Below are 25,298 nucleotides of genomic sequence, written 5' to 3'. Positions count from 1 at the left end.
CTTGGCCCACCTGCTCCTGCTCGCCATCGTCTACGTGTCGTTCGTCAGCCTGGGGCTGCCCGACGCCGTCATGGGCGTGATCTGGCCAGCGATGCGGGCGGACATGGGCCAGCCCCTGGCGGCCCTGGGCGTGCTGACCCTCACCATGACGGTGTGCGCCGCGCTCAGCGCGGGCTTTGCCGGGCGCATCGTCGCGCGGGTGGGCACCGGCGTGGTGGTCGCGGCCAGTTGCCTGATGACCGCGCTGGCCCTGGTGGGGTTTTCGGTGGCGCCTTCGTTTGCCTGGCTGGTGCTTCTCGGCATTCCGCTGGGCGCGGGCGGCGGCGCGGTCGATGCCAGCCTGAACCACTTCGTCGCTGCGCACTACGCGTCGCGCCACATGAACTGGCTGCACGGCTTCTGGGGCGTGGGCGCCACCACCGGTCCGGCCGTGATGGGTCTGGCGCTGGCCAGTCAGGGCGGCTGGACGTTCGGCATCCTCGCCCTCGGGCTGGCCCAGCTCACACTGGCCGCGCTGCTCTGGGCCACGCTGTCGCTCTGGCGGCGTGAACGTTCCCAGCCGGCGGACGCCGCTGCGACACGCGAACCACCGGCGGTCTTCAAACCGGTCGCGCGCCGCGCCCTGTGGCTGGCGCCGCTGTGTTTCCTGTTCTACGTGGCGGCGGAAATGGGCACCGGCCTGTGGGCCGCCAGCATCCTGGTGAACGACCGGGGCATCAGCCTTGCGCAGGCGGGCTTCTGGGTCTCGCTGTATTTCGGCTCCATCACTGCGGGGCGTTTCGGCGTGGGCCTGGTCTCGAACCGCCTGGGCAACCGGCGGCTGGTGCGCCTTGGGGTCACACTGGGCCTGGCCGGCGCTGCGCTGTTTGCCCTGCCCGGCCTGCCGGCGGTGCTGTCGCTGGCGGGCCTGGTGCTCATGGGTCTGGGCTGCGCGCCGGTATTTCCTTCGCTGATGCACGAAGCCGCGCGGCGCTTTCCGGCCGACGTGGCGCGCACCGTGATCGGCAGGCAGATGATGGCCGCCTACGCGGGCGGCTCGGTCATCCCGGCCGCGTTTGGCCTGCTGGCCACCTGGGTCGGGCTCGGCGCGGTGATGCCGGTGGTGATGCTGCTGCTGATCGCCCTGCTGTGGGCGACCCGCGCGCTCGACCGGCTGACCTGAAACGCTGCGGTATCAGACGGCTTTCAGACGCGCTTCGTTGAGCTGTGACGCGCGCAACGAAGCCGGCCGTGCCTGCATCCGCGCGGCATAGGCCTCGAACACCGGCCGCTTCTCGATGGTGCCGAACATCAGGCCCCACACCACGCTGGCCCCGACGTAAACATCGGCCGCGGTGAACTGTTCACCGCACACATACGGCCCCTTCGACAGCCCGAGCTCCAGCGCGTTCATCGTGTCGGTGTAACAACCGAAGCCGACCATGGCGCTGCGACCCTCGGGCACTTCCCAGCCGAGCGAGCGCGCCACCACGGCCTGCTCCAGCGGCCCGGCAGCGAAGAACAGCCAGCGAAAGTAGTCGGCCCGGGCTGGCGAACCGGGCGGCGGGATCAGGCCTTTTTCCGGGAACCGGTCACCCAGGTAAGCGCAGATGGCCGCAGCCTCGGTCACCACAGCGTCACCATGGCGCAGCGCCGGCACCTTGCCCATGGGATTGACCGCCAGGTAGTCCGGCGCCTTCATGGTGGTGCCGTAATCGAGCCAGACGGTTTCGTAGGGCTCTGCCAGTTCTTCCATCATCCAGTGCGCGATGCGGCCGCGGGACTGGGGGTTGGTGTAAAGGGTCAGTGAAGGCATGGCGGAGTCTCCGGTTGGCGGATGCGACGAGGCCGCATCGTAGCCCTCAGACGCGTGGCGGTCCACCGTGGCGCAGGGGTGATCCAGAGCGGGCACAATCGTGGTTTCGCCTGCCCGTTGGCCTCTGAAACTGTCCCATGACCGACCATAGCCCCCAGCGCCCTGTGCGCTCGCAATACGAAGATTTCATGCGCCACGTGTTCACCCAGGGCGTGAACAAAGGCGACCGCACCGGCACGGGCACCCAAAGCGTGTTTGGCCACCAGATGCGCTTCGACCTCAACGAAGGCTTCCCGCTGGTGACCACCAAGAAGGTGTTCCTCAAGGCCATCATCGTCGAGCTGCTGTGGTTCCTGCGCGGTGACAGCAACGTGAAATGGCTGCAGGAACGCGGCTGCACCATCTGGGACGAATGGGCGCGCGCCGACGGCGACCTCGGCCCGGTCTACGGCGTGCAGTGGCGCAGCTGGCCGACGCCCGACGGCGGTCACATCGACCAGATCGCCGACATGATCCAGACCCTGAAAACCAACCCCGATTCGCGCCGCATCATCGTCAGCGCCTGGAACGTGGCCGAACTGAACAAGATGGCGCTCATGCCGTGTCACGCGTTCTTCCAGTTCTACGTGGCCCCCGCCACCGAACCCGGTGGGCGCGGCAAACTCAGCTGCCAGCTCTACCAGCGCAGCGCCGACATCTTCCTCGGCGTGCCCTTCAACATCGCCAGCTACGCCCTGCTCACGCACATGGTGGCACAGCAGTGCGACCTGGACGTGGGCGACTTCATCTGGACCGGCGGCGACTGCCACATCTACGACAACCACCGCGAACAGGTGGAACTGCAGCTGAGCCGCCAGCCCTTCGCCTACCCGACGCTCAACATCAAGCGCCGACCCGATTCCATCTTCGACTACCAGTACGAAGATTTCGAGGTGCAGGGCTACGAGTGCCATCCGGCCATCAAAGCCCCAGTCGCGGTGTGAGGATGGCCCCCACGCTTGCCCACCTCGTGTGGACGCTGCCCCCCGAAGGGTCGCCCACCGGCTTGGGGCGGCCCTACGCCGGCTCATGATCTCCCGCCGCCAGCTCTGGGCGTTGCTGGCCCTCACGCTCATGTGGGGCGTCAACTGGCCCATGATGAAGCTCTCGCTGCAGCAGCTCTCGCCGCTGTATTTCCGCGCCAGCACCATGCTGCTCGGCGCGGCCTGGCTGTTCGTCTACGTGGCGGCCCAGGGCGAGCGCATGCGCCCGGCCGGACGCGAATGGTGGGCCATCGTCTGGCTCGGCCTGCCCAACGTGCTGGGCTGGCACACGCTGTCGATCTTCGGCGTGCAGGAGCTGGCCTCAGGGCGTGCAGCCATCCTGGGCTTCACCATGCCGATCTTCACCGTGCTGATCGGCGCGGCCTTCTTCGGTGAACGCATCACGCCGCGCGTGCGGCTCGCGGTGCTGTGTGTCAGCATCGCCATCGCCCTGCTGCTGTGGAACGAACTGCAACGCCTTTCAGGACGCCCGGTGGGCGTGGCCTGGATGCTGGGCGCCGCCGCCTCGTGGGCGCTGGGCACGCTGCTGTTCCGCCGCGCGCACCTCACGCTCTCTCCGCTGGTGGTCACGGTCTGGATGCTGCTGCTGGGGAGCTTTGTCGTCTGGGTACTGGCGCTGTCGCTGGAGCCGCTGCCGCAACCGGCCACGTTCACGCCCCTGATGTGGATCAGCCTGGCCTACGGCGCGCTGATCAACTACGGCATCGCGCAGCTGATCTGGTTCAGCATGGCGCGCGACCTGCCGCCCGCCACCAGCGCCATGAGCGTGATGGCGATCCCGCTGGTGGGCACGCTGAGCGCCACCTTCATCATCGGCGAGGTGCCGCACTGGCAGGACTGGCTGGCCATGGGCTTCGTGATGCTGGCGATCGCCAGCGTGCTGTTGCCGCCGGGCGCGCTGTGGCGGCGGCCCGTCGCGGCACAATCGACGGATGCCTGACACCACCGCCCCAACGCCCGCTCGTTTGCACCTGATCTACGCCCGCGCCGCCAACGGCGTGATCGGCAAGGACAACGCCCTGCCCTGGCACTTGCCCGAAGACCTGGCGCACTTCAAGCGCACCACACTGGGCTGCCCGGTGATCATGGGTCGCAAGACCTGGGATTCGCTGCCACCGAAGTTCCGGCCGCTGCCCGGGCGCCTCAACATCGTGGTCACGCGCGACACGGGCTGGGCGGCCGACGGCGCGACCGTCGCCCTCTCGCTGGAAGCCGCGCGCGACCACTGCCCGCCCGGCAGCGACGCCTGGGTGATCGGTGGCGCGCAGGTCTATGCGCAGGCGCTGCCCCTGGCCACCAGCGTGGTCATCACGGAGATCGCACGGGATTTCGAGGGCGATGCCTTCGCTCCCACGCTGGGCCCTGATTGGGTGGAGAGCGCACGCGAGGATCATGTGAGCGTCAGCGGTCTGCCCTTCAGTTTCGTGACCTACCAGCGCGCCGCAGCCCTCTGACCTGCGGCCACAGGTCGTGGAACCTCACTGGCCCTTGACCTTGGCCAGCAGCGCGCTGACCTCGGCACGGCGGCCTTCGTCAGCGATCTGGCGGCCGGCGCGACCGGGCGCCTGCAACGCCTTTTCAAGGTAAGGCACGGCCTTCTGCGGCTCGTCGGTCTGCACCAGGAAGTCGGCGTAGAAGTAGTTGGGATCGATGCCCTGGGGGTTGATCGTCAGCGCCTTCTGCAGCAGCTCGCGCGCCTTGGCCTTGTCACCAAAACCCAGCGGCCAGCCCGGCACCTTGTAATAGAGCACGCCCAGGCTGTTGTAGGCCGAACCGTCGAGCGCGGCACCATCGACCTGGATCGCCGACTCGTACAGGCCTTTGGCCTGCTTCACCAGTGGCAGCGCACCGAGGCCGCCTTTTTCACCCGCCCAGGAACTCAGGATGATGCCTTCCCAGACCAGGGGTTCGGCACGACCGGCGAAGCTCTCGCTCACCTGGTGCGCCCGGGTCGCCAGGGCTTCAAAACGCTTCTCGCGCTCCTTGGCCGGCGTCTTGTAGTTGACCTGTTCCCAGGCTTGCTGGAGCTCGCGCACCGACTCTTCCACGGTGGCGGCGCTGGCCGCCAGCGGCACCGCCAGCAAGGCCAGGGCCGACAGCGTGGCACCCAGGAAACGGCGGCGCAGCGCGCCGACCCGGAGGGTTGGTTGGGTGGTATCAAACATGTTCAGATCCTTCATATCAAATGGGGGAGCTCAGCGGAGTGATCACCGGAGGGCGATCGGTGGTGGTGGCGGCTGCGGGCAACGCGCGGCTGTTGCGCTTGAAGCCCGCATCGAGCCAGGTGGGCGCGAGGCCGTTGAGGCGCACGGCCAGCGACTCGGGAAAACCCACGAACCGCTCGGCCGCTTCGCTCTCCAGCAGCGCCAGCAACTCGACCGCCACGGTCTGCGGGCTGTCCATCGCGGTGCCGGTGGCCTGGTTGTAGGCCTCCACCGCCTCGTTGTTGAAATCGGTGCGCGTGCTGCGCGGGCCGAGGTACTGCACCTTCACCGGTGTCTCCTGCAGCTCGCGGCGCAAGGCTTCGGCGAAACCGCGCAGGCCGAACTTGCTTGCGCTGTAGGCACTGAAGCCGGGCAGACCCAGGCGTCCAAGCACCGAACCGACGCAGATCACCTGGGCCTTCGGCTGGGTGAGCAGGTGCGGCAGCATGGCCTGCGTCAGCAGCATGGGCGCGATCAGGTTGGTCTGCACCACGGCCTGGATGTCGCGGGCATCGAGCGACTGCAGGCGACCGAACGATGCGAGGCCGGCGTTGTGCACCAGCACGTTGCAGCCCCAGGCGGATGCCAGCACCGACAGGCTCGCCAGGTCCTCCGGGCGCGACAGATCGGCCACCCGGAAGTCAACGCGGGGCGACTTCACACCGGTCAGCTGGGACAGCTCGCTGGCCTGGACCGCCAGGCCCGCCGCCGATCGGCCGACCAGCATCACGGCAGCACCCGCCTTCAGCAGCGCCTGCGCCACGGGCTGACCGATGCCACCGCTGGCGCCCGTGAGCACCACGCGCGCACTGGATGCCTTCATGCCAGCGCCTCCTGCTTGCCCGTTGCCTGGGCCTTGACCACGGGCAGCGGCAGGCCGCGGAAGACGTCACCGTAGAGGCGGAAGAAAGCGCGGGCGCCGTGCACGATGTCGCGCTGGTCCTGCGGGTCCTCGATCTGGTCCATCAGCAGCGCAAAATGGGCGGTGTGTTCCTGGTCCAGCGTGCCGTGCGAGCGCAGGTAGCTGAAGGCCGCATCCGGCAGACCGAGCGGCTGCTGGATGCTGTCGGCCGCCAGCAAGGCCAGCGACACGCTGGTGCCTTCAAGCACATGCACCATGCCGAAGAAGCCCAGCGGATTGCGCCGGGCGATGGTGTCGTAGGCATAGGCCACCATCACTTCGGTGGCGTGGCTTGGCTGACCGTTGCGCACCGCCTCGGCGTCGGCACCGCAGGCGCGGATGTCGTCGAGGATCCATTCCTCGTGGCCGCGTTCTTCTTCGACGTATTCGTCCATCGCGTCGTTGAGCCAGGCGTGGTGCGCCGGCAGCGCGGCCTTGCAGGCCTGCAGCAGGGGCACGGTGTGCTTGACGTGGTGGTAGGCCTCGGTCAGGAAGGCCACATAGCTCGGCAGGGACACCACGCCCTGCAGGCAGCCCTGGATGATGGGGGCGGACAGCAGCCCCATGCGGGCCTGTTCGGTTTCTTTCAGCAGCTCGGCGTGAAATGGCATGTTGGTCTTTCGGAGAGGGGGAGATCGGTTCAGAGGACGGCGTCGGCCAGCAGGCCGAGCGCTTCGGCATGGCGGGCCAGAATGGCGTCGCGCTGGGGCCGTCCGTTGGCCGTGGCCATGCCGGTGTCGGCCGAAAAAGCAGCGGCGGCGCGGACCCAGTGGCGGATCCGGGCGTAGTCGGGCAAGCTGGCGTTGGCCACGTGCACGGCAGCGTGCAGTTCCGAGTCAGCGATGGCCGGGTTCGTCGGCCAGAGCACCGCGCTGAGCGCGGCCTGGCCGTCCCCAAGCACCACGGCCTGGCCGATCGCGCTTTCGCCGCGCAAGGCGGTCTCCACCCACTCGGGCGACACGTTGCGGCCGAAGGCGGTGATCAGCACATTCTTGCGGCGACCGCGCACCTGGACAAAACCGTCGGCGTCGATGTGCCCGAGATCGCCGGTGGGCCACCAGTCGGGTGGTGCCTTCGGGTCACCCAGGTAGCCCGCAAACAGGCTGCCGCTCACTTCCAGTTCGCCATCGCGGGTGACCCGCACGCTGGCGTGCGGCAGCGGCTTGCCGGCGCTGCCGGGGCGGTCGGCACCGGGCAGGTTCAGCGTCTGCACCGAAGCCCCTTCCGACAGCCCATAACCCTCATAAGCCGGAATGCCCAGCCGGTGCGCGGCCTCGATCAGCGGCGCCCCGACGGCCGCACCGCCCACGGCGACCATGCGCAGCGAGGCCGGCGCGCGTTGCCCCTGGCGGGCGAGCCAGCCGACCCAGGCCCGCAGCATCTGCGGCAGCAGGATCAGGCTGTTCGGCTGGTGCTGTTGCACGGCCGCGTGGAAGCGTGCCGGGTCGAAGCTGGACGAACCGGTGAGACCCAGATCGCCCAGGGGCAACACGATGATTTCGGCACCGCGCGCCAGGGGCGCCATCACACCCGCGATGTTCTCCAGCAGCACGGCAAACGGCAACGCACACAGGTGGCGGCGAATGCCCAGCGGCTCCAGCGCCTGCACCAGGCCATCGGCCACCTGCCGCATGCCCTGCGCGGTCAGGCAGACCCCTTTGGGCTGGCCGGTCGTGCCTGAAGTGAAGGTGATCTTGGCCGTACCGGCCGGAAAGGTCTGTTGCAGCGCGGGCAGGCGCAGGCATTGCAGGGCCTGACCGGCCACGGTGCAGTCCTGGCGCGGTGCGTGGGCCCACTGGTTGGCCACGGCTTCGGTGGTCAGCAGGCTGTCCACGCCCGCGGCCATCAGCGCATGAGCGATCTGCGCTGGCGTGAAAAACGCGGGCAGCGGCACGTGCACCACACCCGCCAGCCCGGCGGCCAGATCGGCCACCACCCAGGCGGGCGAGTTGTCCATCAGCGTGGCCAGCACGCGTGTGCCCTGGGCCCGCAACACATGTGCCAAGGTTTGCGCGGCCTCGTGCATGGCCGCGTACGTGATGCTGCGCTGGCCGTCGTTCAACGCGATGGTGGTTGCGTCGGTGTTCAAGAAGCGGCTCCCGCGCTGCGCTGGCGGCGCTCCAGCAGACGCAAGGCCTGCTGCACCTGGCCGGCCAGGACCACCGGGTGGTGCTCGTAGTAGCTGCCCCACTCGGAAGCCGCATCACCCAGGGCCTGCGCGTCGGCGCGCCCCAGCGCCAGCGGCGTGACACCCAGGCGCACGAACAGGTGGCGCAGTTCTTCGGTCAGCGTGCTGACCACCCACGAAGCCCCTTCCACCGCGAGGTGGTGCGCCATCAGAAAGATCAGGCGACGGCCTTCACCCGGCCGCTCAGCGGCCAGGTGACCCACTTCAAAAATGCCTTCCGGCGCCACCGCTGCGCCACTCTGGTGCGCGGCCAGCAACTGCCCGATCGGCGCGTCGAGGTAACGCTGCAGGAACAGCGTGCCCTGGTGCGCCCGCCGGTACCCGGCTGCGGCAACAATCTGCTGGCTCAGCGGATCGCGCAGGCACACCAGCGTGGGCGCAAAACCCGTCACCCGGGCGCCAAACCGGCGTGCGTACACGCGGCCAATGAAGGCTTCGACTTCGCCACGCCGCGGATCGTCCACGGTGTGCACGGTCAGGCGGGGTACGGGCGCTGGCGCGACCAGGGTCGGCAGGCGATCATCCGGAAAAGAGGACAGGGCCATCAACATCCAAGCTCCTTGTGTCAGCCCCGGTTTCCAGATGAACCGGGTGACTTCAGGCGCATGGTGGGCGGGCCACATTAAATGGTCCTTAACCGGTGAGGGCCGTGCCGGCATGAGCGGCAAAACCTAGAATGGCGGCTCCTCTTCCACCTGCCCGCCCCCATGCAACTCGCCACCTGGAACATCAACTCCCTCAACGTGCGCCTGCCCCAGGTGCTGGACTGGCTGGCGGCCCATCCGGTGGACGTGCTGGCGCTGCAGGAACTCAAGCTCACCGATGACAAGTTCCCCGTCCAGGCCTTCACCGACATCGGCTACCAGGCCCAGTGGTTCGGGCAGAAGACCTACAACGGGGTGGCGCTGCTGAGCAAGGTGCCCGCCGTTGACGTCATCAAGAACATCCCCGGCTTTCAAGACGAGCAGTCGCGCGTGTTGTGTGGCACGTTTGACGGCGTGCGGGTGATCTGCGCTTACTTCCCCAATGGCCAGGAGCCCGGCAGCGACAAGTTCGCGTACAAGATGCGCTGGCTCGACGCCCTGCGCGAGTGGCTGCGCGCCGAGCTGGCGGCGCATCCGCAACTGGTGTTGATGGGCGACTACAACATCACCTTCGACGACGCCGACGTGTGGGACCCGGTGGGCCTGCGCGAAACCATCCACTGCACCACCGAAGAACGCACCCACCTGCAGGCGCTGATCGGTCTCGGTCTGACGGACTCGGTGCGCCTGTTTCCGCAACCCGAGAAGAACTACAGCTGGTGGGACTACCGCGATTTTGCGTTCCGCCGCAACCGCGGCATGCGGATTGACCACATCCTGGTCAGCGAAGCGCTGAAGATTCGCGCCACCGCCTGTGAGGTGGACAAGCTGCCGCGCAAGAACGAGCGCCCCAGCGACCACGCGCCGGTGGTGCTCACTCTAAATTGAGTTCCTGAATCTTGCGGGTGATGGTGTTGCGCCCGATGCCCAGCTTCTGGGCCGCTTCGATGCGGCGACCCCGGGTGTTCGCCAGCGCCGTCTGGATCAGGCAGGTTTCAAAACGGTGCGTGAGCACATCCCACACATCGGTGCGCCCCGCTTCCAGCAAGGCCTGGGCCTCGGCCTGCAATCCCGACTCCCATGCCGGCACACTGCCCTCCGCGGGTGGCATCACCATGGCCACGGGAGGCACCGAGGCAGGCAGCGGCGAAGTCCAGGCCGAAGCGACGGATTCCGGCATCGCCGCGACCGCAGGCGGTTCGTTGTCCACCGGGGTCGTGTCCGCCATGGCCAGCACTTCGGGGGGCAGATCCTTGAGGTCGACCACCTGCGAGGGCGCCATGACCGTCAGCCAGTGGCACACGTTCTCCAGCTGGCGCACGTTGCCCGGGAAGTCAAAAGTGCCGAGCAGCTTGAGTGCCGCCTCGGAGATGCGTTTGGGTTCCACGCCGAGCTGCTTGGCGCTCTGCTGCAGGAAGAAGCGCGTGAGCATGGGCACGTCTTCACGCCGCTCGCGCAACGCGGGCAGGCGCAGGCGGATCACGTTGAGGCGGTGGAACAGGTCCTCGCGGAACACGCCTTCCTTGACCCGCTGCTCCAGGTTCTGGTGCGTGGCCGCGATCACCCGCACATTGGCGCGCACCGCGCTGTGGCCGCCCACGCGGTAGAAATGGCCGTCGGAGAGCACCCGCAGCAAACGCGTCTGCAGGTCAAACGGCATGTCGCCGATTTCGTCGAGGAACAGCGTGCCGCCATCGGCCTGCTCGAAGCGGCCGCGGCGCATGGTCTGCGCACCGGTGAAGGCACCTCGCTCATGGCCGAAGAGTTCGGACTCCAGCAGGTCTTTCGGGATCGCCGCGGTGTTGATCGCCACAAAGGGCCCACCCGAACGCGGCGAGTGTTTGTGCAGCGCACGCGCCACCAGTTCCTTGCCCGAACCCGACTCGCCCGTGATCAGCACCGTCACCTGGCTCTGGCTCAGGCGGCCGATGGCACGGAACACGTCCTGCATGGCCGGCGCCTGGCCCAGCATCTCGGGCGCGGCCGTCATGCGTTCTTCGGCCACTTCCTCGCGCTGGCTCTCTTCCACCGCGCGACGGATCAGCTCCACCGCCTTGGGCAGATCGAACGGCTTGGGCAGGTACTCGAAGGCACCGCCCTGGAAGGCCGAGACCGCGCTGTCCAGATCGGAGAACGCGGTCATGATGATGACCGGCAGGCCAGGCAGTTTTTCCTTGACCTTTTCCAGCAGATCCAGACCCGAGCCACCGGGCATGCGGATGTCGCTCACGAGAATCTGCGGACCTTCGCTCTCGGGCGTTTCGGCCAGGGCCTTGAGCACTTCCTGCGGGTTGGTGAAACTGCGCGTGGGCAGGTTCTCTCGAAGCAGGGCTTTCTCCAACACGAAGCGGATCGATTGATCGTCATCCACTATCCAGATCGGCTTCATGTGTTCGTGTTCCCTTCGTCAGTCGAGGCGTTGTTGTTTCGGTTTCACGGCAACGGAATCAGCAGTTTGAAATCCGTGTGACCGGGCACGCTCTCACACTCGATCAGGCCATGGTGCTGCTGGACAAAAGTTTGAGCCAGCGTAAGTCCGAGACCCGAACCCCCATCGCGCCCCGACACCAGCGGGAAAAAGATGCGGTCCTTGATCGAGTCTGGAACACCAGGCCCGTTGTCGATCACATGCAATTCCAGTGCCAGCCGATAACGCTGCTTGCCGAAGGTCACTTGCCGGCCGACGCGCGTCCTCAGAACGATCTGTCCATCACCCGCCGCAATGCGCTCGCCCAGCGCCTGCGCCGCGTTGTGCGCGATGTTGAGCACCGCCTGGATGAGCTGCTCGCGGTCACCGCGAAACTCGGGGATGGAGGTGTCGTAGTCACGCACCACCTTCAGCCCTCTGGGAAACTCCGCCACGATGAGTGAACGCACGCGCTCGCAGACTTCGTGGATGTTCACGTCACCGACCACATGTGGCCGGCGGTGCGGCGCAAGCAGGCGGTCCACCAGCGACTGCAGACGGTCGGCCTCGTGGATGATGACCTGGGTGTATTCGATCAGCTCTTTGGATTCGAGCTCCATCTGCAGCAGCTGCGCAGCGCCCCGGATACCCCCCAGCGGATTCTTGATCTCGTGCGCCAGGTTGCGGATCAGTTCCTTGTTGGCCTGGGCCTGGTCGATCAGGCGCTCCTCGCGCTCCTGGCGGGTTTGCAGCTCCAGCGGCAACAGCTCCACGATGACTTCGCCCGGCACCTCGGTCTGCGCCACCACCACGTGCACAGGCAACGGCTCGTGGGTGGCTCGCTTGAGCCAGGTGTCGTAGCGCAATGCCGCAAACTCGTTGCCCCGGGCGCCACTCAGGGCGCTCTGCAGCAGCGTGGGCTCGGTGAAACAGTCCTGCAAGCGCGAACCGTTGATGCTGCGCCGGGACATGCCTAGCGCATCTTCCAGTGCGGTGTTCGCGTACAGCACGACGCCATCAGCCGCGACCACGGCCACCAGGGTGGCCAGCATGTCGAGCGATTGAAACCGGCCCGTGGGCAAGAGCGCAGGAAACGTGTCGTGCTCTGCAGGAGGGGCCGCTTCGAGGCGGGCGGAGAGGGGAAGTGTGGTGGGCTTTTTCAAGCCACCTATTTTGCGGCAGAACCGGACGGCGCCCCGGACCCGCTGTGCCTGTTGAGCTCATTGCGGATGCTGGTCACATCGCTCTCGGCACGCGCAACGGCCGCCTTGAGCTCGGCAACCCGGTCCAGATAGCGCTGGTAGTTGCGCGATTCGATGCCTTCTTTTTCCGGCTCGCCATTGGCATAGGCCTTCTTGGCATCAACCAGACGCGCTTCCGCGCGGCGGAGTTCGGTCTCCAGGATGGCACGTGCATCGCTGTCGCGAGCGCGTTGCTCGACCGAATCCGTGCGGGTGTTGCCGTTGCGCGCCGGTGCACTGCTGGATCGTGGCGCACTGGGCGCGACCGTGCGTTGTGGCACGGGACCCTGGATGATGGTGATGTTGCCACCCTCCATGAGCTTGCAGCCCCGGCTCTTGGCCACCTCGGCATTGTTGGTGTACTCGTTGCCGCAGCGGTAGATGCGCTCCTGTGCCTGCGCCTGGACCAGGCACAGCCCGGCCAGACAGGCAACGAGCCCACGAATCGTGTGGGTGGAATTCAAGTTCAGCAAATCGGCTTCTCCGTCTCAGGAACTCTGGTCAGTTGATTTTTCAGTATGACCCAGATTGCCCACAAAAGTGCCCAGATGGGGTGTCCGGGTGGTGAAATTGCCGCACTCCCCATGCAAAAAGGGACGGTCAAAGCCGTCCCTTCTGTTTGGGGTCCACGTTGAACGCGGGCCACTGAAAACCCGCCCGGTCAAGCCGGGACAGGGATCACAGGCTGTAGTACATGTCGAATTCGACCGGCGCCACTTCGATGCGACCGCGGTTGACTTCGGCCGTCTTCAGCTCGATGTAGGCGTCGAGCATGGAGTCGGTGAACACACCACCCTTGGTCAGGAAGGCGCGGTCCTTGTCCAGGTACTCCAGCGCCATGTCCAGGCTGTGGCAGACGGTCGGCACCAGCTTGTCTTCTTCCGGCGGCAGGTGGTACAGATCCTTGGTGGCGGCTTCGCCCGGGTGGATCTTGTTTTCCACGCCGTCCAGACCGGCCATCAGCAGGGCCGAGAAGCCCAGATAGGGGTTCATCAGGGGATCGGGGAAGCGGGCTTCCACGCGACGACCCTTGGGGTTGGCGACGTACGGGATGCGGATCGAGGCCGAGCGGTTCTTGGCCGAGTAGGCCAGCTTCACCGGCGCTTCAAAGTGCGGCACCAGACGGCGGTAGCTGTTGGTACCGGGGTTGGTGATGGCGTTCAGGGCACGGGCGTGCTTGATGATGCCGCCGATGTAGTACAGCGCAAACTCGCTCAGGCCGGCATAGCCGTCGCCAGCGAACAGATTCTTGCCGTCTTTCCAGACCGACTGGTGCACGTGCATGCCGGAACCGTTGTCACCGGCGTAGGGCTTGGGCATGAAGGTCGCGGTCTTGCCATAGGCGTTGGCGACGTTGTGAACCACGTACTTCTGCAGGATGGTCCAGTCGGCGCGCTGCACCAGGGTGCTGAAGCGGGTGCCGATTTCGTTCTGGCCGGCGCCCGCCACTTCGTGGTGGAACACTTCGACCGGAATGCCCAGCGATTCGAGGATCAGGGCCATCTCGGCGCGCATGTCCTGCGTGCTGTCGACCGGGGGCACGGGGAAGTAGCCGCCCTTGACGGTGGGACGGTGGCCGCGGTTGCCGCCTTCGAGCTTGGCGCCCTTGTTCCAGGGCGCTTCGTACTCTTCGATTTCGTAGAAAGTGTGGCCCGGGGCGGTGCTCCAGCGCACGCCGTCAAACAGGAAAAACTCGGGCTCCGGTCCGAAGAAAGCCGTGTCGCCCAGGCCGGTGGACTTGAGGTAGGCCTCGGCGCGCTTGGCGATGGAACGCGGATCGCGGTCGTAGGCCTTGCCGTCGGCAGGCTCGATCACGTCACAGGTCAGGATCAGGGTCGTTTCTTCGTAGAAAGGATCGATGTTGGCCGTGTTCGGATCGGGAACCAGCTGCATGTCCGAGGCTTCGATGCCCTTCCAGCCCGCGATGGACGAACCATCAAACGCATGACCCGAAATGAATTTGTCCTCGTCGAAATGCGAGACGGGCACGGTGGTGTGCTGTTGCGCACCACGGGTGTCGGTGAAACGAAAGTCGACGAATTTGACTTCGTTGTCTTTCACCATTTGCATCACGTCTGCGACGGTCTTGGCCATCAAATACTCCTGTTACTTGGTAGGTGGAAATAGATACGACGCTGGTGTGAAGCAGTTTTTGTGCCATTTCTCGACCCATGGATGACGGGTCCACAAACCTGGTTCGCACGCGGCCGGCCATTATGGCGCAGGCCACCTGATCCGCCATGGCCTTGAATGCCCAATCACGCCAGCCAACACCGTGGTGACAACGCGGCGCCACGCACCCCATCAACAAGCACCAAACAGGTGCAAAAGGCCAAAGCACCAAACAGGTGCAAACCTTCAACGCACCATTTCAGGGCCCAATGGGGCGCCGTGGGCGCGCAAACCGGCCAGCAACTGGTTGAAGGCCGCGGTTACCGCCGCGGGCTCCCCTTTCACCCCGAGTTCGATGTGGCGGCCAAAAACCGGGTGGTCCACGCTGGGCAGGCTGAACACCTTGACGGGATGCTGCCGCTCGATCTGCTCCATCAACGGCGTGAGCGCGGCCTCCATGGCGCCCATGACCACCACCGACCGCTCCAGCCAGCAACCAGCGCGGTGCAGATGGGCGTAGGTCTGGTCGAGCACCGCTTCGATCATGGGCCAGGCCATCACCGGAAACCCGGGCAAAAAATGCACCGCGCCCCCGCCCGGACCATCGCAGGAAAAGCCTGGAATCCTGTTGTACGGATTGGCGATGATCCTGGCACCCACCGGGAACACGCCCATGTTGAAGCGGTGCACGTTATCGGGGCGCTCCGGGTCGTACACCTCTCCGCGCTCTTGAGCCAGATCGCGCATGCGCTGCTCGATGAGCACCTGCGCCTGCGGATGCAGGGCCAGATCACATCCCAGCGCCGCAGCCGCACACTGGCGCGTGTGGTCATCGGGCGTGGCGCCGATGCCGCCGCAGGAAAAAACCACATCGGATGAGGCAAACGCTTCGCGCAGGGCCGCTGTGATGCGCGGACGCTCGTCGCCCAGGCAGCGCGCCCAGGCCAGCGAAAGGCCACGCGCCTGCAGCAGTTCGATCACCTTGGGCAGGTGTTTGTCGGCCCGTTTGCCCGAAAGGATTTCGTCGCCAATGATGATCAGGCCGAAGGACGGCGCTGCGGGTTCGCTCGAAGACATGAAGGGGGTTCAACTTCCGGAAGACGTGGATGGCGGTAAAAAAGGCGGCGTGCCGGGCCCATCCGGCGGTGGGTCAATCCGGCCCGGGTCCGCCTGAGGCACCGCCTCAAGGATCTCGACCGCCGTGGTCGCCCGCAGACGCTCCAGCGCCGCCAGGGCGAAATGGGCAAACCAGAGGGACGCAAAGGCAAAGACCAGTGTGTAGATCCAGATCGCGACCGGAATCAGCAGCGGAGCCAGGGCGATCAGCATGGCGCCCGATGCCCAGATCAGGCTGGGGGCTGCACCGAGATAGCCGCTGAGGATGCCCATCAGCAACAAGGTGCCCCGGTGCTCCCGCATCAGCGCCTTGCGCTCCGGAGCGCTGGCATGCACCGCCAGCGCATCAAAGGCAAACACCCGGTACGTGAGCCAGCCCCAGATCAGTGGCGGCACGATCAACACCAGCGGCGGCACCAGCCACAGCGGCATCGACACCAGCAACGCGACCAGCGCCAGCAGCGTGGAGCCGAGCGACCAGAGCACGCTCACGATCAGCGAGCCGCCCTGCTTGCGCTCCATGGCTGGAAAGCGGCGCTGACCCACCAGCTCGACCATGGCGGGCGTCATGAACAATGCCACCAGCAGCAGCGACAGCACCACGATCACCGGCGTGGCCAGCACGAGCACCAGCAGCGGTGCGAAGACCGCCCGCAAGGCGCCCATGCCCACCCGATCCAGCCAGCCCAAGGCACCCTGCACGAATCCATAGGTTTCCAGCCAGGCCGTCACGGAGGCGACCGTTGATTCCCAGAAAAAGTAGCCCAGGCCAAACGACAGTGCCACCATCAGGACCAGCGGCAGAAACGACAGCGCGATCACCCGCGGATGCATGCAATACACCGCAGCACGCCAGAAAGCATGGAGCATGGGTTTCATCGCAGCAAGAATACAGGCTTTCAACCCGCCAGGGCCCCGCCGGACCCGACCGAGTGGCAAGGCATGAACCGTGAATCCCGACCTCGAACCGGCCATCATCGATCCACACCGCCATCCCATGAACAGCACCCCCATCGACGGCATCCAGCTGGAAACCGTCCACCTGCCCGGCCCCCCGGATCGCGCACCGCTGGTGTTTCTGCACGAAGGGCTGGGCAGCGTGTCCATGTGGCAGCAGCGCGGGCAAGACTGGCCGCGCGAACTCTGCGCCGCCACCGGTCGTGCCGGCTGGGTCTATTCGCGCCGCGGCTATGGCCAATCGGATCCGGTTGCCGATGTCAGGGGGCCATCGCGCTGGCAGGGCAGCTGGCATGTGGGTCGCCACGAACCGGACTACATGCACCTGGAGGCCTTCAACGTCCTGCCCACGCTGCTCGCCGCCTGGGGCGTGGAACGCCCGGTGCTGGTGGGGCACTCGGACGGCGCCAGCATCGCGCTCCTGCACGCCAGCCGCCACCCCGTGAGCGCCTGCGTGGTCTTGGCGCCGCATGTTTTTGTCGAAGAAGTCGCCCTGAACGCCATCGCACAAGCGCGCAACGCCTATCTGTCCGACGCCACCGGCAACGCCCAAAACCCGCGAGCAGGCAACCAGAACCTGCGCGACCGGCTCGCGCGCCACCACGCCGATGTCGACAATGCGTTCTGGCAATGGAACGACATCTGGCTGAGCGACGCCTTTCGCGCTTTTGACATCCGCCCCGAATGCCGGCAGATCCAGGCCCCGCTGCTCGCCATCCAGGGACTTCAGGACGAATACGGCAGCCTGGAACAGTTGCGCGAGATCGAGCGCGCGGCGCCTCATGCCCGGACACTGGAGATACCCGATTGTGGACACAGCCCGCACCGCGACCACCCCGCCACCCTGACCAGCGCCATCGAACGTTTTCTCGCCTCCTTGCCCTGAATCCTCCGTCCGGGGGATGTACGCGGACAGCCACCTTGGGCACAATTTCTGGCCGCACACCCCCGACCCGCATCGCCAGAACAATCACCCCATCCACACGCTGGCGCACAGCCCCCAGATCAACCGCGTCAGCCGCCGGCAGGCCCTGTGGCTGTTCGGCTGGCCCCGGTCGGAACCTCCCCGTGCAGACCCACGCCACGCATCAGCCTTCCGCAACCCCACAAGGCCCCTCCAAACCGCAAGGAAGTCACGATCAAGCCGTGCGATATCACCACAAAAGTAACCATTCTTGTATCAAAAATATACATTTGACACATCATTCCTACGTATCCGCCTTGAGTCCCTTTTCACCATGAACTCCTGGAACAACCCATGGCTGCTGGCCGTGCTGGCACCTGCGCTGCTGGCGCTGGGTGCGGTGCTGCACCGCTATTGGGAAGCCAGGCAGGCCAAGGCGCGCCGACGCATTCCCAAACACTGGCCCCTGAGCGCCCGCTCCATCACCAACAGCGAAGAAGCGCGCGTCTGGCACTGGCTGGCTCGCGCGTTCTACGACCACCACATCATGATCAAGTTGCCGGTCACGCGCTTCACCCTGCCGCGGGACAAGGAAAATGGCATGGACTGGTACAAGTTGCTCGGTGGCGTGTACTGCACGTTCACCATCTGCAAGTCCGATGGCCGTGTGGTGGGTTGCCTGGATGTGCCGGGTCGCAACGCCCTGCCACGCAGCACGCGCCTGCTCAAACACTCGCTGCTCACCCAGTGTGGCCTGCCTTACTGGGTGGTTCGCTCCAGTGCCCTGCCCACGGTTTCAGAGATCCGGGCCGAATTCCTGGGCGAAACGCCCACCGCCCAGTCCATGCGCGAACGCGAGCAGGAAGAGCGCGCCATGATCGCCGCGCAAAACAACCTGCGTTCGGCACTCACCCGCCAGCGCGGCAACCGCCAGAGCGATTTCAGCCCCCTGTCCACCTGGCCCAGCAGCACCTCCGGCGACTCCCGGGCCAGCGAACTCGGCTCGCAATGGCAGGAAAATTCCTTCCTCATCCCTCTCGACAGTCGCAAGGGCGAGTTGCTCTGAGTGGCGCGCTCGCTCAGGCGGGCTTCGAAGCGGGCACCTTCAGCGTCAGGGCCGCGACCTCTTCACCGCTGAGCCAGCGCCATTGACCCGGCGCCAGCTCGCCTGAGAGCTGCAAACCGCCGATGGACGACCGGTGCAAACCCTCCACCCGATTGCCCACAGCAGCCACCATGCGCTTGACCTGGTGGTATTTGCCCTCGGTCAGCGTGAGCTGCAGGTGGTGTTCACCCACAGCGCGACAAGCCGCCGCCTTCACCGGCCGGGGATCGTCATCCAGCACCACGCCAGCCAGCAAACGCGCCACCTGATCCGGGGTGATCGGATGCTTGAGTTGCGCCTCGTACACCTTGGGCACATGGTGCCGCGGTGAAGTCAGACGGTGAATGAACTTGCCGTCGTCCGAGAGCAGCAGCAGGCCGGTGGTGTCCTGATCCAGGCGCCCCACGGCTTGCACACCCGCGGCGGCACCACCTCCGCGCATGCGCAAGGGGCCAGGCAACAGGGTGTAGATGCTGGGGTAGGTGCTGGGCTTCTGCGAACACTCCGTTCCCGCCGGCTTGTGAAGCAACAGATAAGCCAGCGCATGGTATTCCCAGCGCTCACCCTGCACCCAGAAAACCAGCCCCTGCTCGTCCACCACTTTGGCCGGGTCTTCGCAGACCTGCCGCTGCTCACCCAACTGCACCAGCCCCTGCTGCACCAGGCCGCAGCAAACGCGGCGTGTGCCGAAGCCCTGGGAAAAAAGAATGTCCTGCAACTGCATCATGATCGGGAATACCACCGCGGTTGAACATGAACCGCACGAATGGGCAGACAAGAAAAAAGCCCCGAAGCAATGACGCTTCGGGGCTTTCTGGTTGTGGTGGTGGTGGAACACGGAACCGAACCCGCGTCCGTCATCTGAACCAGATACGAAAGCAGCGCCATTGTAGGTGCCCACCTGTACGAAACGAGCATCTCGGAAATCCGGCCGTCCAACGCTGCACCAGTTCGGACAACCATAAACACACCCATTTACACCCATTCTTGGACGCCTTCACCACCAGCCGGGCCTAGATGCCACTTGCCTTAGTCCCATTTTGGGACTACACTTCGACCCATGCGAGTGATTGCCGTGTCTACCCTTCGGGCCTTCTGGGAGCGCTACCCCGACGCCGAGCAGCCGCTGAAGGCTTGGTACGAGGAGGCCACCAGCGCGAGCTGGAGCCAGCCCGCCGACATCAAGGAGCAGTACCGCAGCGCCAGCGTGCTGAAGAACCGTCGCGTGGTCTTCAACATCAAAGGCAATGACTACCGGCTGATCGTGGCCATTGCTTACAAGTTGCAGATCGTCTACGTGAAGTTTGTCGGCACCCACAAAGAGTACGACGCAGTGGACGCCGAAACCGTTGAAATGGCCTGACCGGCCACGGAGGAAAACATGGACATCCGCCCTATTCACACCGAAGCAGACTACAAGGCCACTCTCAAAGAGATTTCGGCCTTGATGGAGTCCGATCCTGATCTGGGCACGCCAGAGGGGGATCGCCTGGACATCCTGGCCACGCTGGTGCAAGCCTACGAGGCCAAGCACGTACCCATCACCGCGCCAGATCCGGTGGAAGCCATCAAATTCCGGATGGATCAAAGCGGTCTGTCCGTCAAAGATCTTGAGCCGATCATTGGCAAGAGCAATCGCGTCTACGAAGTCCTTAGTCGCAAGCGCCCGCTGACGTTGGCCATGATCCGCAGACTGCACAAGAGCCTGGGCATCCCGGCCGATGTGCTGATTGCGGAGACGGCTGCGGGGTGATCAGCGAATACTGAGCTTGGCTTCTACGGTGAACAGCGTTGTCATGGGGTCATCTGTTCAGGAGAAAAAGATGCACTACCCCGTGATGACCGAAAAGCACCTCGCCGACCGCTGGCAGGTCAGCCTCAAGACACTACGACGCTGGCGACTCGACGGCGAAGGGCCTGTGTGGCACAAGCTGTTCCGACAAGTGCGCTACCACGACGCCGACGTCCTCGAATTCGAGCAACGAAGCGCGCAGCACCTGATGACGATGCTAGGCATCACTCGGGAGTTCAAGCCCGTCGAATCGGAGGCGACCCTCGGCCAAGGCCTCGGTGCCGAAGCCGAAAGCCACTACTTCACAGCAAAGGAAATCGCCGAGGCAGCATCGCTGCCGACCCACCTTTTTCGCGATCAGACAGAACGCAATCGCAAGCGCGTGCCGCACCTGATGCTGGTGGGCAACCTGCGGTTTTCACTGCCCGCGATCCTGGCATGGGAGATCGACAACAGTGTGCGTGGCAATGCCGCTGCAGCAGCCGTCGACGAAATCGAGAGCCCGGCCACCCCTTCGGAGCCAGCCAAGCGCTGGCACGAAATCGTCAGGGAGCAGGACGCAGCGCAGTTCGATTCCGCGCCGTAGTCTGAACGGTTGTCCCTGTTTTTGGCCGAAAGTCCACCGTTTCGGCCATTTGTCCCTTGAGGGTGGAACACGGAACCGAACCCGCGTCCGCTTTCAGAACCAGATAGTAACGCACGGGTCTTTAGGGCGCGGATTCGACGATTTGGCCGAACCGCAGCTGGGTGCCACGTCAAGGCTCCAGCGAAGTTCAAACGGGGACTTGACACCCGGCAGGCCTGCGATGCCAACCCAGATCACTCAAACCACCCCAGAATTCAAAAATATATTTGTTTTTTGCACTTTTGAGTCATAATAAGACTCTATTTTATAAAAATGAGGTGAATGCAATGCTGGTCGAGTTCCGCGTCAAGAACTTCCGCAGTCTGCGCGACGAGCAGGTGCTTAGTCTTGTTGCGTCCAAGGACAAGACCCTGCAGGACACCCACACCCAAGCCACCGGCATCAGTGCCGCACCCACCCTGGTGCGCAGTGCTGTGGTCTATGGTGCCAACGCGAGCGGCAAGTCCAATCTCATTAAAGCCCTGCAGTACATGCGCGGCGTGGTGACCGAGTCCGCGACGGCGATCCAGCCGGGCCAGACCTTCGCAGTTCAGCCCTTCCGACTCGATGTCGATTCCGCCAGTCAACCCAGCGAGTTCGAAGTCACGTTCCTGCTCGATGGTGTGCGCTACCAGTATGGCTTTTCCATGACAGCTCAGCGGATCGTCAGTGAGCACCTGCTGGTTTACAAGGCGTTCAAGCCCCAGCGTTGGTTCACACGCCGCTTTGACACTGAGACCGGCAAGGATGTCTACGACTTCGGTCCCGGCCTGAAAGGACCCAAGAACCTGTGGGAAGGTGCCACCCGACCGAACGCCCTCTTCCTGTCGATGGCCGTACAACTCAACAGCGAAGCCTTGCGACCGGTGTTCGACTGGTTTGTGAATCGCCTGGTGATCTTCAACGAGCAAGCCCAACTCAGTCCACAGGTGTCCATTCAGATGCTCAAGCAGGATGACGGCCGCAAGGAGATTTGCAACTTCCTCTCTGCTGCCGACATCAGCATCGCCGACATTGATGTGGAAACACGCAAAGTCCCTGGGCAGGCCGTTCACTTTGACTTGGTGGCCGGTAAAACTGAAGTGCGCTCGGAAGAAATGGAAGAACACAAGCTGCGCTTCCATCACGTCACCGAACAGGGCAAAGCCGTGTTTGAATTGATGGACGAATCCAACGGCACGCGCAATTTGCTGTTTCTTGCAGGACCAGTGCTCGACATCCTCCGCAAAGGGCTAACGCTGGTCATCGACGAGCTCGACACCAGCTTGCACACCTTGCTGGTGCGCGAACTCGTGCGACTGTTCCACCGCCCAGAGATCAACACCGGCGGCGCACAACTGATATTCACGACGCACGACACGTCGCTGCTGGACGCACCAGATTTGTTCCGACGCGATCAAGTGTGGTTCGTAGAAAAAGACCGTGATCAGACCTCGGCGTTAGTCAGCTTATCCGAATTCAGCCCGCGCAAGAACGAGGCACTGGAACGCGGCTACCTGATGGGACGGTATGGCGGCGTGCCATTCCTCAGCCACACCCTGGGGCTGAAACACTGATGGCTCGCGACAACTCCCCCAAAGAGCGACAACAGAAACAGCTTGAGCGCAAGCAGGGACGGCGGGCGAGCTACGACCGCATCTTGATCGTTTCTGAAGGCAGCAAGACCGAGCCGAATTACTTTCGTGAGATCCGTGCGGCCTTCCGCTTGCACACTGCCAATGTGGAAGTTCGACCCAGCGAATTAGGCACTGCACCTATCCAGGTGGTGCAGTACGCCCAAGCATTGTTTGAAGATGGCGACCGCCACAAGAACATTCAGCGTCGCGCGTTCGAGAAGGTCTATGCCGTGTTTGACCGCGATGACCATGACAGTTATCACGAGGCGCTGACGCTGGCTGCCTCGCTCGATGGCAAGCTCAGGAACGATGCCAAGCAGCCGGTAGCCTTTCAGGCCATTGCTTCCGTGCCCAGTTTTGAGTTGTGGCTGTTGCTGCATTTTGAGGATATTCAGGCTCCGCTGCATCGTGATGAAGTGATGCGCCGCCTCAAGCTGCACATTCCAGGGTACGACAAAGGTGCTGGCAACGCGTTCGCGATCACCGGCGCGCATTTATCGGTCGCCACCCTGCGTTCAGAACGGTTGTCAGCGCGTTTCACGGCGCACACAGATCCCGAACCGTTCACTGCCATTGTCGAATTGGTGAGGTTGCTGACAACACTTCGTGGCTGACATCGCAGCGATAAGCGCAGCCATTGCGGAGCGCACCGTCGTGTCATGACATCGTTGTGACGATTCGTCTCACTTGTAAAGACAAGGAGAAGAAATGGGTGTGAATGGGTGCTTGATTGGTTTGCAGCCATACCGAGTCGCCAACATCGTTGCACAAGGCAATAGGCCACCAGAGTTGGCCAGCGGGTTCCATACAAATTTTCGTATGGAGAAACTCGATGCCCACCAAAAATTGCGCCTGCTGCGGCGAGCCGTTTACACCCCGACCTCAGGTCCCCGATCAATCCTACTGTTCGGCACCCGCCTGTCAACGCGAGAGACGACTTCGGTGGCAAAGCGTCAAGATGCAGACCGATCCCGACTACCGTGAAAACCAGTCACGCAGCCAGCGCGCGTGGCTTGATCGTAATCCTGATTAGTCGCCCCTGAAGAATCCCCGGAACCCGCATAAACACAGGGCTTTCGGGGTGATTGCGGGTAGCCGGAACTCCCAGTTTGATTTCCAATAGGGGCAGTTTTCTGGGAGTTCTGCCGTGCTGTTTGCCTGCCCCGCCACCGACGATTTCTTCCGCTCGCGCATCGATCACATGATCGATCTGCGCCATCCGCTGGCGGTGTTGGCCTCGCGCATGCCCTGGCAAGAGATCGAAGCGCGGGTGGCTCAGGTCTTCTCCCGCAAAGGCCGCGCTGGTGTGGTCATGCCCGACCTGGACCTCTTCGGTGAGCAGGTGCAGCGTGCAGCAGTGGCCAGCAACGCAGGACGCCCCCGCATACCGCTGCGCATCATGATCGCGCTGCTGTACCTCAAACACGCCTTCAACGAGTCCGACGAGGGTGTCGTCGAGCGCTGGGGCGAGACGCCGACCTGGCAATTCTTCTCGGGCCAGGCGTACTTTGAACACCACCGCCCCTGCGACGCCACCACCCTGATCAAGTTCCGCCAGTTGCTGGGCGAAGAAGGTGTGGAAGAACTGCTGGCTCAGACCATCAACGTGGCCGTGGACCTCAAGCTGATCAAGCCGCAGGAGCTCACGCGCGTGATCGTGGACAGCACCGTGCAGCACAAGGCCGTTGCGCATCCCACCGACAGCCGACTGTTGGAGACGGCGCGCGCCAAGCTGGTGGAGGCGGCCAAGGACGCCGGCATCGAGCTGAAGCAGACCTTCGCCAAGGAAGGCCAACACCTCAGCCACAAGGCCGGGCGCTATGCCCACGCCCGCCAGTTCAAGCGCATGCGCCGGGCCATCAAACGCCAGCGCACCATCGTCGGCCGACTGCAGCGCGAGATTGATCGCAAGGCCAGCGCCATCGGGGCTGCCGTGCGGGATGCGCTGGGCGAGACCTTGAACAAAGCCCGGCGCATCGTGGCCCAGAGCGGCCAGCGCAAAGCCGCCGAAGGACAACCCAAGCTCTACGCCTGGCACGCGCCCGAGGTGGATTGCATCAGCAAAGGCAAGGCCAAACAGCCCTACGAGTTCGGGGTCAAGGTGGGCATCGCCAGCACCTTCAAAGGCAACCTGATCGTGGGCGCCCGGGCGTTCCACGGCAACCCGTACGACGGGCATACGCTGAGCGAGCAACTGGAGCAGGCCACGATCCTGATGCAGGACAGCAGGGCAAAACCAGTGACGGCGTTCGTCGACTTGGGCTATCGGGGTGTGGATGCGGACAACCCGGATGTGCACATCGTGCACCGGGGCAAGGCCAAACGGATCAGCGAGCAGGAGCGACGCCAGCTCAAGCGGCGCCAGGCCATCGAACCCATCATCGGCCACCTCAAAGCCGATCACCGCATGGACCGCTGTCACCTCAAAGGTGAGCGGGGTGACCGGCTGCATGCGGTGCTGTGCGCTGCCGGTTTCAACATCCGCTGGTTGCTGCGCATGATCGCCAAGAAGGGCATCACCTTCTTGCGATCTGTTTTTTTGTGCCTGCAGCAGGCCCTGTCCCAAGGCCGGTCTTGGCTGGCGTCTGTCATGGCGCTGGGCATCGGGACAGAAAACACCTGGCTATCGGCCCGTCGTTCCCCGCGCTTCCACCCTCTGGATGTTCACGCGTCGGCTTCTGCTTGAAATGAATATTTCAGGGACGACT

Annotated in this window: 26 protein-coding genes; 13 read left to right on the top strand and 13 right to left on the bottom strand. The window is 64.5% G+C overall.

The window, feature by feature from the left end; all coding sequences use genetic code 11:
• The first annotated feature begins 1 nt into the window (after position 1).
• The gene (locus AC0GNO_RS11820; RefSeq protein WP_472904037.1) at positions 2-1,162 is read left to right on the top strand and encodes an MFS transporter; all 1,161 of its coding nucleotides are present in this window, start codon (positions 2-4) and stop codon (positions 1,160-1,162) included.
• Between the two features lie 12 nt (positions 1,163-1,174).
• Here AC0GNO_RS11820 and AC0GNO_RS11815 read toward each other — a convergent pair whose 3' ends face one another.
• Complete coding sequence (locus AC0GNO_RS11815; RefSeq protein WP_472904036.1) at positions 1,175-1,795, bottom strand: glutathione S-transferase family protein; 621 nt, start codon at positions 1,793-1,795, stop codon at positions 1,175-1,177.
• Positions 1,796-1,932: 137 nt separating this feature from the next.
• Between AC0GNO_RS11815 and AC0GNO_RS11810 the strand changes: the two genes are divergently transcribed.
• The 3 genes from AC0GNO_RS11810 (at position 1,933) to AC0GNO_RS11800 (ending at position 4,292) form a co-directional block, all read left to right on the top strand.
• On the top strand, positions 1,933-2,778 hold the full coding sequence (locus AC0GNO_RS11810; RefSeq protein WP_472904035.1) for a thymidylate synthase: 846 nt from the start codon (positions 1,933-1,935) through the stop codon (positions 2,776-2,778).
• Positions 2,779-2,863: 85 nt separating this feature from the next.
• Entirely contained in the window at positions 2,864-3,778 is a 915-nt protein-coding gene (locus tag AC0GNO_RS11805; protein WP_472904034.1) for a DMT family transporter, read from the top strand.
• Positions 3,771-4,292, top strand: coding sequence for a dihydrofolate reductase (locus AC0GNO_RS11800; RefSeq protein WP_472904033.1), 522 nt, complete (start codon positions 3,771-3,773; stop codon positions 4,290-4,292). Before AC0GNO_RS11805 ends, AC0GNO_RS11800 begins: the two co-directional genes overlap by 8 nt.
• Positions 4,293-4,316: 24 nt before the next feature.
• On the opposite strand, the gene AC0GNO_RS11795 is transcribed toward AC0GNO_RS11800, so the two are convergent.
• From AC0GNO_RS11795 to AC0GNO_RS11775, 5 genes are read right to left on the bottom strand one after another with little or no spacing between them, the layout of a single operon-like run.
• Positions 4,317-5,003: a tetratricopeptide repeat protein gene (locus tag AC0GNO_RS11795; protein WP_472904032.1), complete on the bottom strand. Its 687-nt coding sequence runs from the start codon at positions 5,001-5,003 to the stop codon at positions 4,317-4,319.
• 16 nt (positions 5,004-5,019) lie between these two features.
• Positions 5,020-5,865 (bottom strand): SDR family oxidoreductase, encoded by an 846-nt coding sequence (locus tag AC0GNO_RS11790; RefSeq protein WP_472904031.1) that lies wholly within the window; start codon positions 5,863-5,865, stop codon positions 5,020-5,022.
• The gene (locus AC0GNO_RS11785; protein ID WP_472888896.1) at positions 5,862-6,554 is read right to left on the bottom strand and encodes a TenA family transcriptional regulator; all 693 of its coding nucleotides are present in this window, start codon (positions 6,552-6,554) and stop codon (positions 5,862-5,864) included. The genes AC0GNO_RS11790 and AC0GNO_RS11785 overlap by 4 nt, the downstream gene beginning before the upstream one ends.
• A gap of 29 nt (positions 6,555-6,583) precedes the next feature.
• Positions 6,584-8,032 carry an AMP-binding protein gene (locus AC0GNO_RS11780; protein WP_472904030.1) on the bottom strand — a complete coding sequence of 483 codons (1,449 nt, stop codon included), beginning with the start codon at positions 8,030-8,032 and terminating at the stop codon, positions 6,584-6,586.
• Positions 8,029-8,676, bottom strand: coding sequence for a thermostable hemolysin (locus tag AC0GNO_RS11775; RefSeq protein ID WP_472888898.1), 648 nt, complete (start codon positions 8,674-8,676; stop codon positions 8,029-8,031). Before AC0GNO_RS11775 ends, AC0GNO_RS11780 begins: the two co-directional genes overlap by 4 nt.
• A gap of 162 nt (positions 8,677-8,838) precedes the next feature.
• On the opposite strand from AC0GNO_RS11775, the gene xth reads away from it, so the two are divergent.
• Complete coding sequence (xth, locus tag AC0GNO_RS11770; protein WP_472904029.1) at positions 8,839-9,603, top strand: exodeoxyribonuclease III; 765 nt, start codon at positions 8,839-8,841, stop codon at positions 9,601-9,603.
• On the opposite strand, the gene ntrC is transcribed toward xth, so the two are convergent.
• From ntrC to AC0GNO_RS11740, 6 genes are all read right to left on the bottom strand, one after another.
• A complete protein-coding gene (ntrC, locus tag AC0GNO_RS11765) occupies positions 9,590-11,104 on the bottom strand; it encodes a nitrogen regulation protein NR(I) (RefSeq protein ID WP_472904028.1) in 1,515 nt (504 codons plus the stop codon). The genes xth and ntrC overlap by 14 nt on opposite strands.
• Positions 11,105-11,148: 44 nt before the next feature.
• A complete protein-coding gene (gene glnL / locus AC0GNO_RS11760; protein WP_472904027.1) occupies positions 11,149-12,174 on the bottom strand; it encodes a nitrogen regulation protein NR(II) in 1,026 nt (341 codons plus the stop codon).
• Positions 12,175-12,290: 116 nt separating this feature from the next.
• Positions 12,291-12,827, bottom strand: coding sequence for a hypothetical protein (locus tag AC0GNO_RS11755; RefSeq protein ID WP_472904026.1), 537 nt, complete (start codon positions 12,825-12,827; stop codon positions 12,291-12,293).
• A gap of 214 nt (positions 12,828-13,041) precedes the next feature.
• Positions 13,042-14,457: a type I glutamate--ammonia ligase gene (gene glnA / locus AC0GNO_RS11750; protein ID WP_472888902.1), complete on the bottom strand. Its 1,416-nt coding sequence runs from the start codon at positions 14,455-14,457 to the stop codon at positions 13,042-13,044.
• Positions 14,458-14,721: 264 nt separating this feature from the next.
• Positions 14,722-15,552, bottom strand: a complete 831-nt coding sequence (locus tag AC0GNO_RS11745) for a competence/damage-inducible protein A (protein ID WP_472904025.1) — start codon at positions 15,550-15,552, stop codon at positions 14,722-14,724.
• A 9-nt stretch (positions 15,553-15,561) separates the two neighbouring features.
• Positions 15,562-16,470, bottom strand: a complete 909-nt coding sequence (locus AC0GNO_RS11740; protein ID WP_472904024.1) for an EI24 domain-containing protein — start codon at positions 16,468-16,470, stop codon at positions 15,562-15,564.
• A 118-nt stretch (positions 16,471-16,588) separates the two neighbouring features.
• On the opposite strand from AC0GNO_RS11740, the gene AC0GNO_RS11735 reads away from it, so the two are divergent.
• Both AC0GNO_RS11735 and AC0GNO_RS11730 read left to right on the top strand, forming a co-directional pair.
• The gene (locus tag AC0GNO_RS11735) at positions 16,589-17,434 is read left to right on the top strand and encodes an alpha/beta fold hydrolase (protein ID WP_472904023.1); all 846 of its coding nucleotides are present in this window, start codon (positions 16,589-16,591) and stop codon (positions 17,432-17,434) included.
• Between the two features lie 352 nt (positions 17,435-17,786).
• A complete protein-coding gene (locus tag AC0GNO_RS11730) occupies positions 17,787-18,518 on the top strand; it encodes a DUF2726 domain-containing protein (protein WP_472904022.1) in 732 nt (243 codons plus the stop codon).
• A 13-nt stretch (positions 18,519-18,531) separates the two neighbouring features.
• Here the strand turns inward: AC0GNO_RS11730 and AC0GNO_RS11725 are convergent, their stop codons facing one another.
• Entirely contained in the window at positions 18,532-19,281 is a 750-nt protein-coding gene (locus tag AC0GNO_RS11725; protein ID WP_472904209.1) for a 16S rRNA pseudouridine(516) synthase, read from the bottom strand.
• A 336-nt stretch (positions 19,282-19,617) separates the two neighbouring features.
• Between AC0GNO_RS11725 and AC0GNO_RS11720 the strand changes: the two genes are divergently transcribed.
• The 6 genes from AC0GNO_RS11720 to AC0GNO_RS11695 all read left to right on the top strand — a co-directional run bounded on the left by AC0GNO_RS11720 (position 19,618) and on the right by AC0GNO_RS11695 (position 25,276).
• Entirely contained in the window at positions 19,618-19,920 is a 303-nt protein-coding gene (locus AC0GNO_RS11720; protein WP_472904021.1) for a type II toxin-antitoxin system HigB family toxin, read from the top strand.
• Between the two features lie 18 nt (positions 19,921-19,938).
• Positions 19,939-20,310 carry a helix-turn-helix domain-containing protein gene (locus tag AC0GNO_RS11715; RefSeq protein ID WP_031672505.1) on the top strand — a complete coding sequence of 124 codons (372 nt, stop codon included), beginning with the start codon at positions 19,939-19,941 and terminating at the stop codon, positions 20,308-20,310.
• A gap of 70 nt (positions 20,311-20,380) precedes the next feature.
• Positions 20,381-20,935, top strand: a complete 555-nt coding sequence (locus AC0GNO_RS11710) for a helix-turn-helix transcriptional regulator (protein ID WP_472904020.1) — start codon at positions 20,381-20,383, stop codon at positions 20,933-20,935.
• A 326-nt stretch (positions 20,936-21,261) separates the two neighbouring features.
• The gene (locus tag AC0GNO_RS11705) at positions 21,262-22,530 is read left to right on the top strand and encodes an AAA family ATPase (protein ID WP_147073207.1); all 1,269 of its coding nucleotides are present in this window, start codon (positions 21,262-21,264) and stop codon (positions 22,528-22,530) included.
• Positions 22,530-23,204 (top strand): RloB family protein, encoded by a 675-nt coding sequence (locus AC0GNO_RS11700; protein ID WP_147073209.1) that lies wholly within the window; start codon positions 22,530-22,532, stop codon positions 23,202-23,204. The genes AC0GNO_RS11705 and AC0GNO_RS11700 overlap by 1 nt, the downstream gene beginning before the upstream one ends.
• A gap of 536 nt (positions 23,205-23,740) precedes the next feature.
• Positions 23,741-25,276: an IS5 family transposase gene (locus AC0GNO_RS11695; RefSeq protein ID WP_472904208.1), complete on the top strand. Its 1,536-nt coding sequence runs from the start codon at positions 23,741-23,743 to the stop codon at positions 25,274-25,276.
• The last annotated feature ends 22 nt before the right edge of the window (positions 25,277-25,298 follow it).

This window comes from Hydrogenophaga sp. L310 (assembly GCF_055703065.1).
The sequence above is the reverse complement of the archived record's forward strand: the minus strand, read 5'-3'. Positions and strand labels throughout refer to the sequence as shown.

What these genes read in the sequence shown, in the direction of transcription:
- AC0GNO_RS11815 (WP_472904036.1), bottom strand. Translation starts at nt 1,795, where the DNA reads ATGCCTTCACTGACCCTTTACACCAACCCCCAGTCCCGCGGCCGCATC.
- AC0GNO_RS11810 (WP_472904035.1), top strand. Translation starts at nt 1,933, where the DNA reads ATGACCGACCATAGCCCCCAGCGCCCTGTGCGCTCGCAATACGAAGAT.
- AC0GNO_RS11805 (WP_472904034.1), top strand. Translation starts at nt 2,864, where the DNA reads ATGATCTCCCGCCGCCAGCTCTGGGCGTTGCTGGCCCTCACGCTCATG.
- AC0GNO_RS11800 (WP_472904033.1), top strand. Translation starts at nt 3,771, where the DNA reads ATGCCTGACACCACCGCCCCAACGCCCGCTCGTTTGCACCTGATCTAC.
- AC0GNO_RS11795 (WP_472904032.1), bottom strand. Translation starts at nt 5,003, where the DNA reads ATGTTTGATACCACCCAACCAACCCTCCGGGTCGGCGCGCTGCGCCGC.
- AC0GNO_RS11790 (WP_472904031.1), bottom strand. Translation starts at nt 5,865, where the DNA reads ATGAAGGCATCCAGTGCGCGCGTGGTGCTCACGGGCGCCAGCGGTGGC.
- AC0GNO_RS11785 (WP_472888896.1), bottom strand. Translation starts at nt 6,554, where the DNA reads ATGCCATTTCACGCCGAGCTGCTGAAAGAAACCGAACAGGCCCGCATG.
- AC0GNO_RS11775 (WP_472888898.1), bottom strand. Translation starts at nt 8,676, where the DNA reads ATGGCCCTGTCCTCTTTTCCGGATGATCGCCTGCCGACCCTGGTCGCG.
- xth (WP_472904029.1), top strand. Translation starts at nt 8,839, where the DNA reads ATGCAACTCGCCACCTGGAACATCAACTCCCTCAACGTGCGCCTGCCC.
- ntrC (WP_472904028.1), bottom strand. Translation starts at nt 11,104, where the DNA reads ATGAAGCCGATCTGGATAGTGGATGACGATCAATCGATCCGCTTCGTG.
- glnL (WP_472904027.1), bottom strand. Translation starts at nt 12,174, where the DNA reads ATGCTGGCCACCCTGGTGGCCGTGGTCGCGGCTGATGGCGTCGTGCTG.
- glnA (WP_472888902.1), bottom strand. Translation starts at nt 14,457, where the DNA reads ATGGCCAAGACCGTCGCAGACGTGATGCAAATGGTGAAAGACAACGAA.
- AC0GNO_RS11745 (WP_472904025.1), bottom strand. Translation starts at nt 15,552, where the DNA reads ATGTCTTCGAGCGAACCCGCAGCGCCGTCCTTCGGCCTGATCATCATT.
- AC0GNO_RS11740 (WP_472904024.1), bottom strand. Translation starts at nt 16,470, where the DNA reads ATGAAACCCATGCTCCATGCTTTCTGGCGTGCTGCGGTGTATTGCATG.
- AC0GNO_RS11735 (WP_472904023.1), top strand. Translation starts at nt 16,589, where the DNA reads ATGAACAGCACCCCCATCGACGGCATCCAGCTGGAAACCGTCCACCTG.
- AC0GNO_RS11730 (WP_472904022.1), top strand. Translation starts at nt 17,787, where the DNA reads ATGAACTCCTGGAACAACCCATGGCTGCTGGCCGTGCTGGCACCTGCG.
- AC0GNO_RS11725 (WP_472904209.1), bottom strand. Translation starts at nt 19,281, where the DNA reads ATGCAGTTGCAGGACATTCTTTTTTCCCAGGGCTTCGGCACACGCCGC.
- AC0GNO_RS11720 (WP_472904021.1), top strand. Translation starts at nt 19,618, where the DNA reads ATGCGAGTGATTGCCGTGTCTACCCTTCGGGCCTTCTGGGAGCGCTAC.
- AC0GNO_RS11715 (WP_031672505.1), top strand. Translation starts at nt 19,939, where the DNA reads ATGGACATCCGCCCTATTCACACCGAAGCAGACTACAAGGCCACTCTC.
- AC0GNO_RS11710 (WP_472904020.1), top strand. Translation starts at nt 20,381, where the DNA reads ATGCACTACCCCGTGATGACCGAAAAGCACCTCGCCGACCGCTGGCAG.
- AC0GNO_RS11705 (WP_147073207.1), top strand. Translation starts at nt 21,262, where the DNA reads ATGCTGGTCGAGTTCCGCGTCAAGAACTTCCGCAGTCTGCGCGACGAG.
- AC0GNO_RS11700 (WP_147073209.1), top strand. Translation starts at nt 22,530, where the DNA reads ATGGCTCGCGACAACTCCCCCAAAGAGCGACAACAGAAACAGCTTGAG.